19 protein-coding genes are annotated in these 18,449 nt (G+C 39.0%); 7 read left to right on the top strand and 12 right to left on the bottom strand.

Features of this window, described 5'->3' with window-relative positions:
- Positions 1-16: 16 nt before the first annotated feature.
- The 7 genes from FW778_RS00395 (at position 17) to FW778_RS00365 (ending at position 7,614) form a co-directional block, all read left to right on the top strand.
- On the top strand, positions 17-2,545 hold the full coding sequence (locus FW778_RS00395; RefSeq protein ID WP_150412602.1) for a glycosyl hydrolase: 2,529 nt from the start codon (positions 17-19) through the stop codon (positions 2,543-2,545).
- Between the two features lie 279 nt (positions 2,546-2,824).
- Positions 2,825-3,508 (top strand): hypothetical protein, encoded by a 684-nt coding sequence (locus FW778_RS00390; protein ID WP_150412601.1) that lies wholly within the window; start codon positions 2,825-2,827, stop codon positions 3,506-3,508.
- Between the two features lie 55 nt (positions 3,509-3,563).
- Positions 3,564-3,887 carry a hypothetical protein gene (locus tag FW778_RS00385; RefSeq protein ID WP_150412600.1) on the top strand — a complete coding sequence of 108 codons (324 nt, stop codon included), beginning with the start codon at positions 3,564-3,566 and terminating at the stop codon, positions 3,885-3,887.
- 18 nt (positions 3,888-3,905) lie between these two features.
- Positions 3,906-4,772, top strand: coding sequence for a hypothetical protein (locus FW778_RS00380; RefSeq protein WP_150412599.1), 867 nt, complete (start codon positions 3,906-3,908; stop codon positions 4,770-4,772).
- A gap of 4 nt (positions 4,773-4,776) precedes the next feature.
- The gene (locus FW778_RS00375; protein WP_150412598.1) at positions 4,777-5,451 is read left to right on the top strand and encodes a response regulator transcription factor; all 675 of its coding nucleotides are present in this window, start codon (positions 4,777-4,779) and stop codon (positions 5,449-5,451) included.
- A gap of 6 nt (positions 5,452-5,457) precedes the next feature.
- Positions 5,458-6,783 (top strand): sensor histidine kinase, encoded by a 1,326-nt coding sequence (locus tag FW778_RS00370; RefSeq protein WP_150412597.1) that lies wholly within the window; start codon positions 5,458-5,460, stop codon positions 6,781-6,783.
- 408 nt (positions 6,784-7,191) lie between these two features.
- A complete protein-coding gene (locus FW778_RS00365; protein ID WP_150412596.1) occupies positions 7,192-7,614 on the top strand; it encodes an SET domain-containing protein in 423 nt (140 codons plus the stop codon).
- 191 nt (positions 7,615-7,805) lie between these two features.
- On the opposite strand, the gene FW778_RS00360 is transcribed toward FW778_RS00365, so the two are convergent.
- From FW778_RS00360 to acnA, 12 genes are all read right to left on the bottom strand, one after another.
- On the bottom strand, positions 7,806-9,764 hold the full coding sequence (locus tag FW778_RS00360) for a PAS domain S-box protein (RefSeq protein WP_150412595.1): 1,959 nt from the start codon (positions 9,762-9,764) through the stop codon (positions 7,806-7,808).
- A gap of 440 nt (positions 9,765-10,204) precedes the next feature.
- Positions 10,205-10,336 carry a hypothetical protein gene (locus FW778_RS23540; RefSeq protein WP_262714385.1) on the bottom strand — a complete coding sequence of 44 codons (132 nt, stop codon included), beginning with the start codon at positions 10,334-10,336 and terminating at the stop codon, positions 10,205-10,207.
- A gap of 294 nt (positions 10,337-10,630) precedes the next feature.
- On the bottom strand, positions 10,631-11,476 hold the full coding sequence (locus tag FW778_RS00340; protein WP_150412593.1) for an isocitrate lyase/PEP mutase family protein: 846 nt from the start codon (positions 11,474-11,476) through the stop codon (positions 10,631-10,633).
- 85 nt (positions 11,477-11,561) lie between these two features.
- Positions 11,562-12,089, bottom strand: a complete 528-nt coding sequence (locus FW778_RS00335; RefSeq protein ID WP_150412592.1) for a dihydrofolate reductase family protein — start codon at positions 12,087-12,089, stop codon at positions 11,562-11,564.
- A gap of 13 nt (positions 12,090-12,102) precedes the next feature.
- Positions 12,103-12,321, bottom strand: coding sequence for a hypervirulence associated TUDOR domain-containing protein (locus tag FW778_RS00330; protein ID WP_150412591.1), 219 nt, complete (start codon positions 12,319-12,321; stop codon positions 12,103-12,105).
- A 37-nt stretch (positions 12,322-12,358) separates the two neighbouring features.
- Positions 12,359-12,934, bottom strand: coding sequence for a uracil-DNA glycosylase family protein (locus tag FW778_RS00325; RefSeq protein WP_150412590.1), 576 nt, complete (start codon positions 12,932-12,934; stop codon positions 12,359-12,361).
- A 25-nt stretch (positions 12,935-12,959) separates the two neighbouring features.
- Positions 12,960-13,496 carry a DUF488 domain-containing protein gene (locus tag FW778_RS00320; protein ID WP_202552010.1) on the bottom strand — a complete coding sequence of 179 codons (537 nt, stop codon included), beginning with the start codon at positions 13,494-13,496 and terminating at the stop codon, positions 12,960-12,962.
- A gap of 26 nt (positions 13,497-13,522) precedes the next feature.
- Positions 13,523-13,942, bottom strand: coding sequence for a nucleoside deaminase (locus FW778_RS00315; RefSeq protein WP_150412589.1), 420 nt, complete (start codon positions 13,940-13,942; stop codon positions 13,523-13,525).
- A gap of 111 nt (positions 13,943-14,053) precedes the next feature.
- On the bottom strand, positions 14,054-14,767 hold the full coding sequence (locus FW778_RS00310) for an SDR family oxidoreductase (RefSeq protein ID WP_150412588.1): 714 nt from the start codon (positions 14,765-14,767) through the stop codon (positions 14,054-14,056).
- Positions 14,768-14,795: 28 nt separating this feature from the next.
- Entirely contained in the window at positions 14,796-15,251 is a 456-nt protein-coding gene (locus FW778_RS00305) for a carboxymuconolactone decarboxylase family protein (protein WP_235905987.1), read from the bottom strand.
- A gap of 30 nt (positions 15,252-15,281) precedes the next feature.
- Positions 15,282-15,614, bottom strand: coding sequence for a carboxymuconolactone decarboxylase family protein (locus FW778_RS00300; protein ID WP_150412587.1), 333 nt, complete (start codon positions 15,612-15,614; stop codon positions 15,282-15,284).
- 21 nt (positions 15,615-15,635) lie between these two features.
- Positions 15,636-18,413, bottom strand: a complete 2,778-nt coding sequence (gene acnA, locus FW778_RS00295; protein ID WP_150412586.1) for an aconitate hydratase AcnA — start codon at positions 18,411-18,413, stop codon at positions 15,636-15,638.
- Positions 18,414-18,449 lie beyond the last annotated feature (36 nt).

Genomic DNA, 18,449 nt, shown 5'->3' with positions numbered 1-18,449 from the left:
ATACAAAATAGCAACATTGAAAATAACATTTCTTTCATTTAGTCTCTCTTTATTCATCATTACCTTTTCTGCGAAAACACAATCCCAAACGACTAAAATACAAGTTGTAAACCACTCTGAAAAAGAAGATGACCCTGCAAAAGATTTCATCAATCCTCCTGAAAGTGCGAAGCCTGGTGTTTTATGGATGTGGATGGGTTGCAACATCAGTAAAGAAGGAATTACAAAAGATCTGGAGGCATTAAAGGATGAAGGCTTCAACCGGACAACGATGTTTAGCCTTGCTGATATTACAACTCCATGGGCAGGAGTCATCGGAAAAAGTCCCACACCTGAAATTATTTCTTGGACGGAACCCTGGTGGCAGCTAGTTCGATTTGCAGCGCAGGAATCCAAACGACTTGGTATGGATTTCGGCATGTATAACGGTGCCGGTTATGAGGCAAGTGGTGGTGTTTGGATCACACCTGAACTTTCTATGCAGGAGCTTTGCTGGTCTCTTGACACGGTTACGGGTAACCGAAGTTTGCATATACTTTTAAAACGGCCGACGGTAGACCTGCGTGGACATACACCCTATCCCATTTATGATGGAAACAGCGACTCAGTGGACATCCCGGAAATTGAGGCAAGGAAAACTTATTATAAAGATGTGGCAGTATTGGCATTACCGGCAAATGGAATAGTTGCAACAGATAGTGTAATTAATTTAACAGGCAAGATGTTGCCCGACGGAACGCTAGATTGGGATGCGCCATCAGGCGAATGGATTATTTACCGTTTTGGACATACCACATCAGGAACTTTAATTCAGCCTGCACAATGGAAAGCTACAGGATTGGAATGCGATAAGATGAGTGAAGAGGCGGTCACCTTCCATATGGATCATATAATAAGCGAGATACAAAAACATCTTGGTGATTTAATTGGGACTGGTTTCACACATGTTCATTTTGATAGTTATGAAGCAGGTACTCCTGACTGGACACCGAAAATGCGGGAAGAGTTTTTAAAAAGACGGGGATACGACCTGTTGGCTTACCTGCCCACATTTGCAGGTCGAACGATGGGGAACAAACAGGATTCATTAAAATTCAAAAATGATTTTCAGGCAACGATTGAAGACCTTTACCGCGACGTCTATTTTAAAATAATATCGGAAAAGCTAAAAGCCGCAAATCTTACTTTCTTATGTGAACCTTACGGCGGTCCGTGGAGGCAGGACGAAATTATGCCTTTGATACCCCGTGTTATGACGGAGTTCTGGACGCATGGAGGACGATATTCTCCCTATGAATTAGAATCTACTGTTGCTGCTTTAAGAAAGTCAGGACAAAATATTATTGAAGCTGAAGCGTTTACCGGCGACCCGGCAGATAGTAAATGGGATGAAACACCCGCATGGCTGAAACCCATTGGTGACGAGGCTTTCTGCGCCGGTGTAAACCGGTTGGTATTGCACCGTTTTGTTGAACAGGCTTTTGATGATCGATATAAGCCTGGTGCAACAATGGGAAGATGGGGAACTCATTTTGATCGTACACAAACCTGGTGGAAACCGGCCAGAGCAATGGTATTGTATTGGCAGCGTTGCCAGGCATTATTGCAATGGGGAACAATCGCTAAAGCTGATAGCGGGGATTTTGTTGCAGCAGATATTCACGGCAATATCAATTTGAAATACATACATCGCCATAGCGGTAATACAGATATTTATTTTGTCGCGAATGTATCGCGAAATGCAGGCGATGCAAATTGCACTTTTAAAGTATCTGGGAGGCAACCGGAAATTTGGGATCCGGTAACGGCAGCTATGCGATACCTTCCCGATTTTAAATATGAGAATGGAAATATTTCTATCCCATTGAATTTCGATACGGCTCAAAGCTTCTTTATCGTATTCCGTAAGAATGTTATAATAAATGTAAAAAGCAACACAAGAAATTTCCCTTCATGGAAAGAATTGACAAAGTTAAATGGCGAATGGGTGGTTCAATTTGATCCGGCATGGGGTGGCCCTGCAAAACCTGTAATCTTTCCTTCACTTAAAGATTGGACAACAAGTGAAGATCCCGGAATAAAATATTTTAGTGGTACTGCAGTTTATAAAAAAACAGTTAGTGTCTCCGCTGATGCAATTAAGAATAAGCAGCTATTATATCTTGATTTGGGTACCGTAAAACATATTGCAAGAGTGTACATAAATAATGAAGACCTTGGCGTAATATGGACTGCTCCATGGAAAGTAAAAATTCCTGCAGGTTTGCTGAGACAAGGGAACAATTATTTAAAGATTGAAGTAACGAATGTTTGGGCCAACAGGTTAATAGGAGATGAGCAACAGCCGTCAGATTGTGAGTTTGTTCCAGGCTATCTTGGCGGTGGCTACTCGTTAAAGGAATTCCCCGATTGGTTTCTTAAAAAGCAACCCCGTCCAGCAAAGGGTAGATACTGTTTTACCACCTGGAATTATTTTACAAGAGAATCACCGCTAGTTTCATCAGGATTGATGGGACCGGTAAGAATTATGGAAGAAGTTAATTGACCCGTTTCATGAAAGAAATAGAAATTATATTTTGAAAAGTGGTCATATTTTTTTGTAATCACGTTGCTGTTTTCCTGAATAGGAGTCGTCTCACCTAACATGGAGGCGTTTTTTACCAATAAGAAACTGTTACAAGTCAGTAACGACGTTCGAAAACCTAACTATTAAACCCCAGGAGCAAAATATCATTCTAAAAAAGAATTTTCATTTTTCATTTTCCCTTCATCTTCGGTTTCTATGTTTGTCTTGTCATTAATTATTACACTTAAAAAAAACTTTATGAAAAAGACATTATTGATTTCGACTGCATTATTATTTTCAGCTGCTATGTTTGCGCAAACCACCGTGAAAAGCAGCGAGGCCATTAAGGATAATACCACCCTCCAAAGCAACAAGAGTGGTAGTAAGGTGAACACTTCAGGTAACGCCAGTGCTGCAACCAGTATTCAGTCCCACACCGCCACAAAAGCGGAGAGCAAATCCTATGCTGAATTAAAAGAAGAAAACAAAGAAGCAGCCAAGGCAAAACAAAACCTGGTGATGCAGGCTAACGATAAAGAGCAAAAGTCTGAAAAGATGGCTTCAAAAGATCATAGCGTTTCCGCTTCCGCTCATTCAAATACCAGCGTGAAGGCGTCGGCGGCGGACAATAATTATAGTAATAATGCGTCTATAAATGACGGCGCGACGGTATCTACAGCCCGGTTAAAAAGCGAGGGAACGCAAGTTAAAAATGACGGTAAAGCTGTAGTCATTGCGAAAACCAATGCCACAATGGAAAGCGGGACCAAGGTAGCGGCCAACGTAAATAAAACCGCGGTGAAAGGAGGTGAAAAAATAAGCGCAACTTCCGCAGCCGCGGTAAAATCCGGAGTAGCAACGGCACACATGGTTAAGCCAAGGCCAGCAGCTATAAAGATGAATACCATGGTGAAAACAAATACAGGAATCAGGATTAGATAGGAATACCATAGCAGGTTTTGCAATTATTTTGCAAAACCTGTTTTAAAATAATATTATGAAAGGGGCACTTATATTGGAATGTTTTATTGGAATAATTTTTATGATGAGCCTGCCTAACCGGGCGCGGGCATGCGGTGGTAAACCTACAGGTAAAATTTTATTTAATCATGCTGCCATTCACCTAATACAAACTGATACTATACCACCACCTCAAAAGCCTAATGAAGATACAAAAGATGACGTCGGAGCGGTGACCATTAAAACGGTTCCAAAAGCCCGCAGGCAGCAGGTACCTGTACCGTTGGTAAAAATAAAACCTGTTAAAATAATCAAACCGAACATAAAAATAATTAAACCTGTGATCAGGGTACTTCACTAAACCAAAAGAAAAAACCTCATGAAATCATTATTATTAATTGCACTATTGGCAATAAGCGGCCCATTTTGTTTCGGGCAAACCGATAGTACTGCCGATGACGCTTCGGGAAGCACGCCAGCCAAATCAACCTTAACCCTTGCGGCGGTTTATTCCAACAACGTTAGCTATTATGGGCAGCGGTCAGCCGTAAACACTCCTTATGCCGCCATAGCCGCCAACTACCAGCTTACTTCGGGATTTTATTTTACCGGCCAGACCTATAAACTCCTGAATGAAAATAGTTCCACCGTATCAGCGGCGAGCCTCGGTGCAGGATTCAACTTTAAGGTGGGCAAAAGATTTTCAACCGACTTAAGCTATAGCCATAGTTTTTATCCCAAATATTCACCATTGCTGCAGGCGGGTAATGCAGATAATGCCAGTATTGTATTTTCATTCGATAGTTGGATAAAACCTACGCTGACCGGCGATTATGCTTTCGGGAAAACCAGTGATGCGTTTGTAACCGGAGGCCTCTCTAAAATGATTAATCTTTTTAGTATAGGGAATAAAGATATCATCACGATCGGTCCCTCGGCGGATGTAGTTGGAGGTACTCAACATTTTTATAAAACGTATCTCACAGAACAAAAACTGCGTGACAGTGTGTTGGGTATATTTACGGATCCTCTTTTTGGCAGCTCCTCCTCTTCCAATACTACCGATACGGTCGCCACCACGTCCTTCAATGTACTGTCGTATAATTTTAAATGCCCGATTGCCTACAACAGGGCGCACTATGTGTTGGAAGCGGCTTACCAGTTATCGGTATTAAGCAAGCAGGCACAGGCGGGTGCAGGAAAAATAAATTCCTTTTTAACTTTCAGTTTTTACTACCAATTCTGAGACCATGAAAGTATTGATCATTGAAGATGAAAGAACGCTTACCCGGGAAATAAAGGTTTTTTTAGAGAAGTCATTTTATCTATGCGATACGGCCTTCACTGCGGCAGAGGCGAGAACCCTGATGATAGAAAATGCATACGATTTTATCCTGCTCGACCTGGGATTGCCCGATAGTGATGGCCTCGACCTTTTGAATGCCACTAAGAAAATGTGCCCTGATGCTTCTTACATTATTCTAACGGCAAGGGGTAAACTGGAAGACCGGATAAAAGGACTCGATCTTGGCGCTGACGACTATCTTCCCAAGCCATTTTCATTGTTGGAATTACAATCGAGGATGCAGGCCATTTCACGTCGAAAATCCGGCAACAATGACCCGGTATTGGAACTGGGGGACTTTAACATCGACCTCAATAAAAGAGCGGTGCGCTTCGAAGAAAAAGAAATTGACTTATCACGGAAAGAGTTTGATTTGCTCAGTTATATGGTATTACACAAAAACAGGCCCCTTACGCGGCTACAGTTGAGTGAACATATCTGGGGTAACTTTTCAGATGATGATTATGATTCCAACTACATTGATGTACATATTAAAAATATCAGAAAAAAAATGACCGCATATGCTCCTGTGGACTGGTTACAAACCCTTCGGGGTATCGGTTATAAAATTAAAATATAATACCTCTTGAAACTGCTGACTAAACTGACCCTTTTTATTACGCTCTCCAAACTGTTGATAGTGGTACTTTTTGTATTACTTCTTCCTTCTTTGGTCAGCGTAGTCAGTTCGCAGTACACAAATTATTATCTGAGGCAACAAAAGAAGAAGGTGCTGAATGTAATTGATAAAAACGGAGTGGATTATTATCTGCAGGGCGATAGTGCTTATGCAAGTTATACTATGCTTAAGGAAGAGTATATTTCGCTGGTTCCTGCATATAATAATTTACGGGACACAATAGAAACTTCTCACCGCATAGTGGAAGAGGACACACTAAATTACAGGATACTGATACACGAATTAAATTTCGATAACAAAAAATATATTCTTGAAATTGGGAAAACTACCGCGACTATAGGCGAATACAATAGTCTTTTGCAACGCTTTACGCTCTATATTTTAATTGGATTGATCCTGCTAAGTATCGTTGTGGACCTAGTATATACGAACTTGTTGCTGAGGCCGCTTGCAAAGATCGTCCGAACCAAATTGCTGAACCGGAAATTCCCTTTCAGGGAGCCGTTATCACCTGTAAAAACATCAACAACCGATTTCAAATTCCTGGATAGTTCACTCATTAGCCTGATGGAAAAAATACATGAAGCTTTTGATAAAGAAAGGGAGTTTACTTCGAATGCTTCACATGAACTGATGACTCCCATCAGTATCCTGCAAACCAATATAGAAAACATGATGATGGAGGAAGATGTTAGTGAAGAGCTGCAGGAAAAGTTATCAGCCGTAATGAAAACGGTTAACCGCCTTAAGAAAATTGTACATTCCCTGCTGTATATTTCACGGATTGAAAATGACCAGTTTGCTAAAGCTGATACCGTCAATGTACAAAACTTGACCATAGAGGTTATGGAAGAGCTTTCCCACCGGCTGGAGACGAAATCGATTCGTTTTACAAATGAAATTACGAAAGGGGTGATACTGCAGAAGGTAAATCATGATTTGTTTTTTCAACTTCTCTACAACCTTATTAATAATTCGATAAGGTATAACAAAGAAAATGGGGCCATCGATCTAAGTGACCACTATGTGCTGGGAGAACCTTATATCCTGTACTTAAAAGATACAGGCATAGGTATCAGGGAGGGAGAAATCGGAACAATTTTTAACAGGTTCAAAAAGTCCGGTCACGCAATCAGCGAGGGATATGGACTGGGCCTATCTATTGTCCAAAGCATTTCGACCTTTCACGGATTTGATATAAAAGTGAGTTCCGTTTACGGGGAAGGCACCGTTTTCAGTATAGTGATTCCACCTGAAATGATAGTCAATTAGGACGGCGCAACACACGAGACTTATAGATGCTACGAACGCAAGTGTGGAATTTAAAAAATCAAATAATAATAGTACCCCATATTTTCGTTTACTCCTTTCCGTTATATTCCTTGCAATTAAATTATTTAAAACGGCACATGTGGTATAGAATAAATTATACCATACCCTGCGTAGACTTATTCAATTAAATTCAGTTCATCACGTCCACCGAATAGGCGAGAGACACGATGTATCGGCTTGGAAGCGTAGTCCCATAAGCGTGGAGTATTGACAAAAAAGTACTTAGACAAAAATGGGTTATCATGATTTCCATGTAGATACGGTCAATCCGAAAAGCTAAAACCTACGCACAAACAGCATTACAAGTAAACTGGCTTTTAAAATAAACTTTAATTTAAATTTGTTTCTATGGCTTTATTACAAAAAAAATTATTTATAAAAACATCTGGAATACCCGCAGCCGGAAAAGGTTTATTCACTAAAGTGCTTATTAGGAAGGGAGTGCGTATCATAGAATACATTGGAAGAATTACTACCTGGAACAGGATTTTGCAAATTGAACAAGACACTAAAATTATAAACAGGTACCTCTATTATCTGGACAGTGATCATGTAATTGATGCCGCCGATCACCCCAATGCTTTAGCCCGGTATGCCAATGATGCAACTGGTTTAGGTAGGGCTAAAGGAAAAGTTAACAATGTCAGGTATGTGGAAGACAATGGAAGGGTTTTTATGGAAGCGATGAGAGATATTCCGGCCGGGGCGGAGATATTTATTAGTTATGGCCAAGAATATTGGGATACTGTAAAAAATTTAATTACAAAGTAACCTGATAAAGAAAGTAAATATATAGTGTAGCGGCAATGGCAGAAAGCCATAGAAAAAAGCTTCCGGAAAATTATACAACATGGGGCATGGAGCGAGAAGAGCCTTTTTTGAGTAATTGAAAATTCCGCGGTCTCAAAACAAGCAAAAATCCCGTTAAATTATTAACGGCTTTTCGAAGGGCCTTATTGGCGTTACAATTGTGTCATAAGTGTAACAAGAAGTTCACAGCCTTCTCCCGGTAGAGAGTTAACGGTTGCGCTACCGTTGAATACTGCGGCGCGGTTACTGATGTTGCGTAACCCGAGGCCATTTCTTTTTACCTCTTTGTCGAAACCGACACCATCATCTTTAATACGTACTTTTAAGATTCCGGGCTGCTGCGTGATATGCAGTGTTACCGATTTCGCCCTTGCATATTTCAAAATGTTATTGAATTGTTCCTGGATAATCCGGTAAACAGCTAATTGAAGTTTTTCACTTAGGAAATGTTCATCCAATCCTTCCCAGATAGTATTAAACTGTAACCGGTGAACCCGGTCAATATTTTTAATTATGTCAGCCACCGCATCCCTTAATTTATTTTCACCTAAAGAGGGTGGCGCGAGTGAACGGGAAAGTTTCCGGATGTCGTTCATGGCATCATTGATAAATCCTTTGCTTTCAAGTAACCGGTTGATTCGTTCTCCCTCATCCTGAATTGCACAGTCTAAATATAACTTTGCGGTGGCAAGTGTGGGATTAATGTTATCATGCAATTCCCCTGCAAGGAAAGTGCGTTCATTTTCCTGTGTGGTAATTACTGCCTGTGTAACTTCCCGCAACTGGTTTCTTTTTTCTTCCAAAAGACGGTTTTCAAGCCTTACTTTTTCTGTGACATCCTGGTTGAATCCTACCAGTCTTATTGTTTCTCCCTGCTGGCTACATTCTACTATTAATTCTGAATGAATGTATTTCACGGCACCTTTGGCATCAATTATCCGGAAGTTTAATTTTTGCATTTTCTGTTCTTTAATAGCCTGCTCAAGAGACAACGTAACGCCTGCACGATCTGCGGGGTGAATGTGTTGTATAAATAAATTCTGAGAAGGTTGAATTACGTTTGGTTCATAGCCGAAGATGCGGTAGGTACCTGCGGACCATTTGGTAATATTAGTTTTCAAAATAGCCTCCCAGCTTCCAAAATGCGCCAGTTCTTCGGCTGCCTTCATCATATTTTCATTCGCTACAATTCTTTCATAGCTTACTTTCAGGTTTTGTTCTGCTTCTTTCCTTTGGTTAATATCCTGCACGATCCCGATAAAGTAATCGATTTCACCGTTTTCCTTCCAAACAGAAGACAGGTTTAACAGTACCCAGATAATCTCTTCGTTTTTTCTTATATATCTTTTCTCTACCTGGTAATTGTTAATTTCCTTATTCAGTATTTTTTCAAAAAGCGGATTTTCTATATGAAGGTCTTCCGCGTAGGAAAATTCACAAAAATGTTTCCCTTCGATTTCCTCCCGGGTATATCCCAGCATGCTGCATAATGCTTCATTGGCATTGATGAGTTTTCCTTCGGTCGAGCACCAGCCGATACCCAAAAGCGGGTTTTCGCTTACGAGGCGGTAGCGCCTCTCCGTCTCCCTGTTTTTTTCAGCAGTCAATTTTTGGTCAGTAATATCTTTTGCAATTCCATCCAGTCGGTATAAGACACCTTCATCGTCAAGCGTAGGAATGATCTTTACTTCAATCCAACGCATTTCCTCATCGCGGCGTCGAATCCGGTAAATACCTGCCACTACATCGCCTTTTATGAGTTGCAAACAGATCTTCCTGCTACTAAATTTGTGCGGATCATCTATTATTCTTCTTACAAGGTTGAAGTCTGCCTTAAATTCCAGGGGAGTATAGCCGGAAATTTTCTCGCATGCTATTGACATCTGGGTAACTATATTATTGACGACGTCTACTGAAAAAAGCGCTTCGTCTATTTTGTTGAAGATAGTATTGAGTTCCCGGTTGGCATCTTTCAATCGTCGGTTGCTGACTTTCAGATTTTCGCTGACAGCCAGCAGCGCTTCGCGCTGGGAAAATCCGCCGACATCATTGCTTAGCACCCCTTTCCGGCTACCCAGCAATTTACTGATCTTGTTTTGGAGGGTTCTCATAGTGTTTAAATACGGGAATTTGGGGAAAATATAAGGCGCTGATGGGTATTGTCTTTCATGGGGTAGTTTACAAATTTCTGCTACCTGCAGAATTTCGTGGTAGCGAAAACTGTAATTTCACTTAGAAAATATTCTATAAGTTTGTAGTGAGCAGACCGACCGATCCCTAATGACAATAAATCATTCATTAGATAGCGAATCAATATATCCTCGATGATGGATTCTCAAATCAATATTGATGAGGTGAGGTTCCACACTTTTTAAGTGCGCATTACATATCCGGGATCTCAGGCTCAACTAACTTCATTAACTTTTCCAGAGATTCCTGCCAGCCTAAATAACACATCTCAACCGGTATCATAGAAGGTATATACCATCCGGGTGAAATGACCACCTCAGTTTGGCTGCAAAAGGTTTCCGTTGGGACAGAAATAAGAATTTTACAGGAGTATGATGTATGAAGAATTTAAACCATTGTTTTCTTCCACTACCAATATTTTTCGTTTAATTCCATCAACACTAAATATTTTCTCATCCAGCAGCTCATGGCTTGAAAACGATAGATTAAACATAGATCCGAGTTTGCTCAACAAAGAATATTTTACCTTATTAAATTTTGAGTTCCTGTTTTTCATTATAAAAAGCTAATAAAAAAGTATGCAATTACATACCTGTTATTTCAGTTCCCAAAATTATACCCCGATCATTAGTTTGATATTAAAGGAATGTTAGAATGTGATTAGAAAACAGTTTGAAAGATTAGACTATACCACATCTATCCGGTGAAATAATAGTTTCTAAATGATCCTGAAAAATAAAAAAGACAACGTTACCGCTGTCTTCAATTGGCTTTCGGTTCAGCCGTTTTATTTAGAAATTAAAGTATTTAAATACGCCGATGTAACAGGATTATCTGTCACTTCCTGCATCCCTTCATTACGCAATAATTTTTCAGCAATATTTTTCATAGCATTGATAGCAATTTTTAAAAAGCCGGGACCAAGACTTACTCTTGCTATACCTAAATCCTGTAGTTCTTCAAAACGTGGTATGCCCGGAAGTATTAAAATATTTACAGGTAATCCTACTTCTTTCACTATGCTTTTCATCGCAGTTTCTTCTTTAAGAAAAATTGGATAAAAACCATCTGCACCTGCATCTTTATAAGCCTTCCCCCGGAGTATGGTTTCAGCTAATTTTTCCTGATCCGATAAATCATTTGCTTTAAGATACACATCAGTGCGTGCATTGATAAAAAGAGAAACTCCCATTCCCGACGCTGTATTTCTAATCAGGCTAAGCTTTTTACATTGCGCTTCAATTGAAATAATTGTTTTATCTTCCTTGTTAGTATCTTCAAAATTAATTCCGGCTATTCCTGCGTCAAGGAGCATTTTAATGTTTTCTTGGAGCCCAGCACTATTTGTTGCATAGCCACTTTCAATATCAGCAGTTACGGGAATGGTTACACTATTTACTATTTTTCGCAGGATGTGCAACAGCTCTTTAAATGGAATTTTTTCTCCATCCGGATAGCCATTACTAAAAGCGATGGAGGCGCTTGCAGTAGCCACAGCTGCATAACCCAAACTTTCCAAAAGTATAGCCCCTAAAGGATCCCAGATGTTTGGAAGCACCAATAATTTACCATTATGATGAATTGTGTTCAATAAATTTCCTTTCTCAGGTTGTATATTATTTGGCTTTGTCATTTTAATTTCTTTTTTATTTTCAAAAATTTTTGTATTTGCTGTGAGGAGAGAATGCAATAATTGAAGACTCTTGAAACCATACAATTCATTTCTTCAACACTGCATATTTAGTAATCAATGTTCCCTGTTCATTTACTTTTTCGCAGTGAATCAAATGTAAATTGATATCCAGATTTATCTCTGTTGCAAAATTACCTCCTGTTCCAAATATTTTAGGTTCGATCGTCAACCATACTTCATCAATTAATTGTTCTTTTAAAAATGAAGTGGCAATATGCGGTCCTCCAACTACCAATATATGCTTGTGCCCCTTGCTTATAAAGCGGGCTATTAACTCAACAGGTGATTCGTTTGTAAATTCAATCTGTCCAGTAATTTCCAAACTTTTATATTTATCAGGATGTACCGTCATAATAATAAACTGATGATCTGCCGAAGGCTTAAATGTGTCAGCATTAAATGTGTTACTCCCCATAACAATAAGCTGCGATTCATTCAAAATCTTTTTATAATAATCCTGGTCCTGGTGAGACGACCACAACTTAACATTAGAAGCTCCCCATTTTGTTACCTTACCATCAAGTGTTGAAACAAATATGAGTATGGTTTTCATTGTATGTTTTTAATCAGCTTTCTATTTTTTTTGAAAGTGCACTTGCTTTATGAACAGCAATATGGTCTGTTTTATCGCTCTTAATTTCATATTGCGGATCTTCTTTGCTGGCATGATGGGTATAACCTTTGTAATCAAAATCTCTTTTGTGTATTTTCACTATCGTACCGGACACATGACCAGCTTCTGAATTCCAGGTTACATGGTCACGGATTTTAAATTTCTGTTTCAAGGTTGTAGTTTTTTAATTAAGAAATGCAACAATTAATTTACCCACTTACTGCTAACTGTATTCTCTTTTGTAATTCTGGAACCACTTCTTCCATAAACCATGGATTTATCTTCACCCAGTTTTGATTTCGGGGAGAAGGATGCGGCAATGGAAAATAGGTTGGCAAATATTTCTTGTAATTCCTGACTGTTTCTGTAAGGCTTTCTTTGAAACTATTCTTTAAATAATAGCGCTGCGCATATTGTCCTATTAATAAAATAAGCGGTTTGCTTTTAAAATTTTTTAAAATCTGTGGATGCCATAAGGGAGCGCATTCAGGCCTTGGTGGCAGATCGCCTGAAATTGCTTTGCCGGGATAACAAAAGCCCATTGGCAAAATAGACAAGCATGCAGGGTTATAAAATATTTCATCGCTTACATTCATCCATGACTTTAATTTTTTACCACTCGCATCATTCCACGGAATTCCAGTTTCGTGTACACGCCTGCCGGGAGCCTGGCTTATAATAACAATTTTCGAGTATGCATTTAATTGGATAACAGGTCTTGGACCTAACGGTAAATGCTCTTTACAAACTTCACATCGCTGTATTTTATTTAAAAGTTTAATCATGGTAAAAAATCAAAACACATTTATTTCATTCCGCTTGTTTTTCATAATTCAATTTATTATTTATAATTCTTGCCGGCGCAGTATAAGGATGTTCTTGTTCTTTTGATATGCCCATTATGTGCATTACTTTCCAACCGCGCAACTTTAAATAATCAGAAACCATAGAACGGTGACAACGCCACCATACTGCTTCCGAACACATATAAGCCGTTCTTTGTTTCAATGCAATTTGTTCAAGTTCTCTTATGCCCTCTTTAAAAGAAGTTGTTTCCATATAATCGGCATAGCTCCGAAAAGCAATATGCCGCCAGGCTGTATTTTTTGAATCCGGGTTTGCTTTTCTTCTTCCACCAAGAGCTTTTATATGGATATATTGAATGTTGTTTTGAGGCAACGAAATTTCCAGTGCTTCTTTATTGAATTGAGGAAATTTGCGTGAGCCGGGAAAACTTCTGATGTCTGCAATTATTTCAATGTTGAATGAATGCAGCATGCCGACAAATTCCTCCAAAGAGCGGGTGGAATGCCCAATGGTCCATATCGTTTTATTTACTTCTTTCAATCTTTGCAATTTAAAATTCCGCCTCTTTATTTAAAAGTTTTTAAATGAACGATAACCGGAACTTCTTCCCAATGCGGTGGAACTTCTTTACTAATCAGTAAGGGCATTGAAGAAGAGTTTCCGCCTAAATAATTTACCGCATGTTGATACACTACTTTTTTTATTTTATAAAATCGAATAGCGTAAGAACACATGATACAAGGCTCGTGTGTTGAATAGATAACACAATCTGACAGATCGTTCGTTTTTAAATTTTTTACCGCAAGCCTGATGGCTTCTAATTCCGCATGGCAGGTAATATCATTTTTATTTTTTGATGCTTCGATTGACTCAGCGATAATTTCATCACCTTTGGTAATGATAGAACCAACCGGCGCATCTCCTTTTGCGGCTGCTTCTTCAGCTAATAACTCACAGTGTTTAATATAATAGACATCATTTTTCATTTTCAAAACTTCTGTTCAAATCAGTTTATATCCATCATTATTTTAATACTTTAAAATCGTTGAATCTTCAAACATTTTGCTTCGTTATCTCTAAGCTGAGTTTTATAAAAACTATGCAGGAGGATTGGGAATTAATGGTCTCACGGTAATCTCATCTACCAAAAAATTATCGGGTGTTTCTAAAATATGAATGAGTAGTTGTGCAATATCTTTTGGCTGCAGCATATTTTTGTGTGGTTTTATTCCTGAATCTTCAAAAAAGGCTGTGTCAATGCTACCGGGGTTTACGCAAGTAACTTTTATTTTATAAGAACGAAGCTCTTTGAACAATGCTTCGCTAAAGCCCTGCATACCATATTTTGTGGCAGAATAAGCAGCGCTTTCAGCTCTCGTTGTTTTTCCAAGTATTGAACCAATGTTGATGATATGATAAGTGTTTGTATTCTTCTTCATGAAAGGAACAATGGATGATGTAATGTAGAATGCTCCGTTTAAATTAGTATTGATCATTTCATGCCATCGTTCAAGCGAAAGCTCATCAATCTTTGTAAAATAACCCGCTCCTGCATTGTTGATAAGCATATCAGGAATATGGGAATTGGAAAAAGTATCTTGTACCCATGATGAAATATCTTTCTGGTTAGTAATATCTATACTAACAGGAATAAAATTTTTTCTCAATCTATTTTCAATACCACGGAGTTTGTCTATGTTGCGGGCAAGCCCGTAAACAGTGGCTCCTTTAGTTATTAATGCATCAGCCAATGAAGCTCCCAATCCGCTACTGGCTCCGGTTATCACCGCTATCTTTCCTTCAATATCCATTTATACACATTTAAAATTTTCAATCATTTTATTGCGGTTTATAGCTTCCCGGAACAGTTCGAAATCCAATTGCCAAACGATTCCATCCGTTTATTGCAACTATCGCCATAGTTAAAGCAACCATTTCCTTTTCATCAAAATGCCTGTGAACCCCATCATATAAAGAATCAGGCACATCATTTTCCGAAATCAGGGTGAGCGCTTCAGTCCATTCTAAAGCGGCACGTTCCCGCTCTGTAAAAAAAGGAGTTTCCTTCCAGGCGCTCAAAGCATACAGGCGTTGTTCCGTTTCACCGGCTTTACGGGCATCTTTAGTGTGCATATCAAGGCAATAGGCACAGCCATTTATTTGAGAAGCCCTGGTTTTAACGAGTTCATATAACGAACGTTCAAGTCCTGAAGCGGCTACATATTTTTCAAGTTCCCGCATAGCTTTTAAAGCATCGGGAGAAACTTGTGCATAGTTTAATCTTTCTTTCATCATTTTTTAATTTATCATGATTCAATCTATTATTTAGTGTTTTTCCATTTCATCCATCGCTATGGTTGCATGCGCATAAGCGGCACCCGCACGCATTTCAGCAGCTACCCAAATAGCTTCCATAATTTCTTCTTTGCTGGCCCCCTTTCGCATAGCGTATTTTGAATGCGACCTGATGCAATAAGGACATTGCGTTACATGCGCCACGGCTACCGCAATCAATTGCTTTGTCTTTTCATCAAGTGCTCCTGCTTCAAATACAGTTTTGCTAAAATTTCGCCATGCTTCTAAATTTTTAGGCGCCAAGGCTGCCTTTTTATCAGCCAGCTCTTTGGTTGTTATTGGATATAAAGTGTCGTTTTCCATGATATATTTTTTGCTATTTTATTAATTTGTTTTTTCTAAAAAATGTCTCAACACATACTGCAAAATTCCGCCGTGCCTGTAATATTCTATTTCAATATTTGAATCCATTCGTGCAATGGCATCAAATTTAATTTCTGTTCCATCTTCTTTTTTGGCGGTGAGCTGCACTTTTTTCAAAGGCTTAATATCTTGTGCAATACCAGTTATTGTAAAACTTTCATTTCCGGTAAGTCCTAATTTTTCTGCAGTATCGCCAACCAAATATTGAAGTGGCAATACACCCATTCCTACCAAATTACTTCTGTGTATCCGTTCATAGCTTTCTGCAAGTATTGCTTTAATACCCAACAGGAATGCGCCTTTCGCAGCCCAGTCTCTTGATGAACCACTTCCATATTCTTTGCCTGCCAACACTACTAACGGTGTTTGATTTTCTTTATATTTTATTGAAGCATCATACACGGACATTTCTTCACCCGAAGGCAAATACCTTGTATAGCCGCCTTCTTTTTGCGCCAGCTTATTTTTAATACGCACATTGGCAAAAGTGCCACGAACCATTACTTCATCATTTCCCCTTCGCGAGCCGTAAGAGTTAAAGTTTTCTTTTTTTACACTGCGGCTTATTAAATATTTTCCTGCTGCCGAGAACTCATTAAACTGACCGGCAGGAGAGATGTGATCAGTAGTGATGCTATTGCCCAATACCAACAATGCTCTTGCGTTAACGATGTCTTTTAAAGGTTCTGCGTTATCAGAAATGTTATAAAAGAAAGGCGCTTCTTTAATGTAGGTTGAGCTATCATCCCAAGCATACAAAGTATCTTCAGGAATGACAAGGTTTCTCCAGGTTTCATTGCCTTCAAATATTTCTGCATAATTTTTTGCGAAGTCTTTTGGTGAAAGCACTTTGCTCATAACATTATTGATCTCATCATCAGAAGGCCAGATATCTTTTAGATAAACAGGTTGTTGATTGGGGTCATAACTGATGGGTTCATTGATAAGGTCTATATCAACCCTGCCTGCAATGGCATACGCTACTACCAACATTGGTGACATCAAAAAATTCATTCTTACCTGCGGATGAATTCTTGCTTCAAAATTTCGATTACCGGAGAGCACGGAAGCAACTACAATATCATGCTCATCAATGGCCTTTGCAACAAAAGTTGGCAATGGACCCGAGTTGCCAATGCAGGAAGTGCAACCATAACCCACCGTATGAAATTGCATGGCTTCGAGGTCATCTAACAAATCTGCTTTTTCAAGATAATCTGTTACCACTTTTGAGCCGGGAGCCATTGAAGTTTTCACCCAGGGTTTCGTTTTCAATCCATGTTCCCTTGCCTTTCTTGCAACCAAACCTGCACCCACCATTACAAATGGGTTGGATGTATTTGTACAGGAAGTAATTGCAGCAATAGCAACGGCACCATCAGCCAACATAAAACTTTCTTCGCCAATAGTTACCCACACATTTTTCATTCCATTTACAACGGTTTCTTCAATTTCCAGTTCTGGAGTTAATTCAGCTTTTGGTTGTGTTGCAGGCTGGCTGCCGCCTTCAGCCATCCAACGGCTTAATTGTTTTTCTTCCGTGTATTTGCGGCCATACGTTTCGTCTAACAGCTTTATAAATTTTGATTTAAAATTCTTTAATAAAATTTTATCCTGTGGACGTTTTGGCCCGGCTACTGCAGGTTCGATTGTTGAAATATCTAACTCAATAATATCAGAATATTGAATCGTTTCATCGCCTGTTCTCCAGAGCATATTTGTTTTGCAATAATCTTCTACCAATTGTATTTGTTCTTCCGTACGATTGCTCTTACGCATATATTCCAGCGTCTTGTCATCAATGGGGAAATAAGTTATTGTGCATCCAAATTCAGGAGACATATTACCGATAGTAGCACGGTCGGGAACAGAGAGATTATCAAGACCTGAACCAAGTACTTCAACAAATTTTCCAACTACTCCATATTTTCTTAAAAGCTCTGCAATGGTTAATACCAAATCAGTAGCAGTAGAACCAAGCGGAAGTTTGCCCGTCAATTTCAACCCTATCACTTCGGGCATTATAAAATAAATTGGCTGACCCAATAAAGCAGCTTCGGCTTCAATGCCGCCAACGCCCCAGGCTACCACACCAATACCATTTACCATAGGCGTATGGCTATCTGTTCCTACCAATGTATCAGGAAAAATTTCTCCGCTTTTTTCAATTACACCTTTGGATAAATATTCCAAATTAACCTGGTGACAAATACCCATGCCGGGAGGGACCACGCTGAAATTATTAAAAGATTTTTGTGCCCATTTTAAAAATTGGTAGCGCTCCTTATTGCGTTTATATTCTTCGTCCATATTGCGGGCGTAAGAATATTCTGTTCCAAAATAATCAACCTGCACTGAATGATCAATGATAAGGTCAACAGGTATTAATGGATTTATTTCATCAGGGTTTTTTCCTTTCCTTGCTATTTCAGCACGTAATGAAGCAATATCTACAACAGCAGGTACACCTGTGAAATCCTGCATAAGAACACGTGCGGGTTTAAACGGAATATCTTTATCAGAACCTTTAGGTTGCCAATGAAGAATGGTTTCAATATTTTCTTTGGTGATTGCAAAATCATCAAAATTGCGCAATGCATTTTCCAATAATATGCGGATAGAGAAAGGCAATTTGCTAATGCCGTGTCCCTGTTTTTCAAGTTCTGCAAGACTGTAATAAGTGAACGTATTATTTTTTGTAGTTAATATTTTTTTTATTTGATAAGGATCTTTGGACATGGTTATACAATTTTAATTTTATTTCGGGTGAATTTA

It is taken from the genome of Ginsengibacter hankyongi (assembly GCF_008710285.1).
GTDB lineage: Bacteria > Bacteroidota > Bacteroidia > Chitinophagales > Chitinophagaceae > Ginsengibacter > Ginsengibacter hankyongi.
The sequence above is the reverse complement of the archived record's forward strand: the minus strand, read 5'-3'. Positions and strand labels throughout refer to the sequence as shown.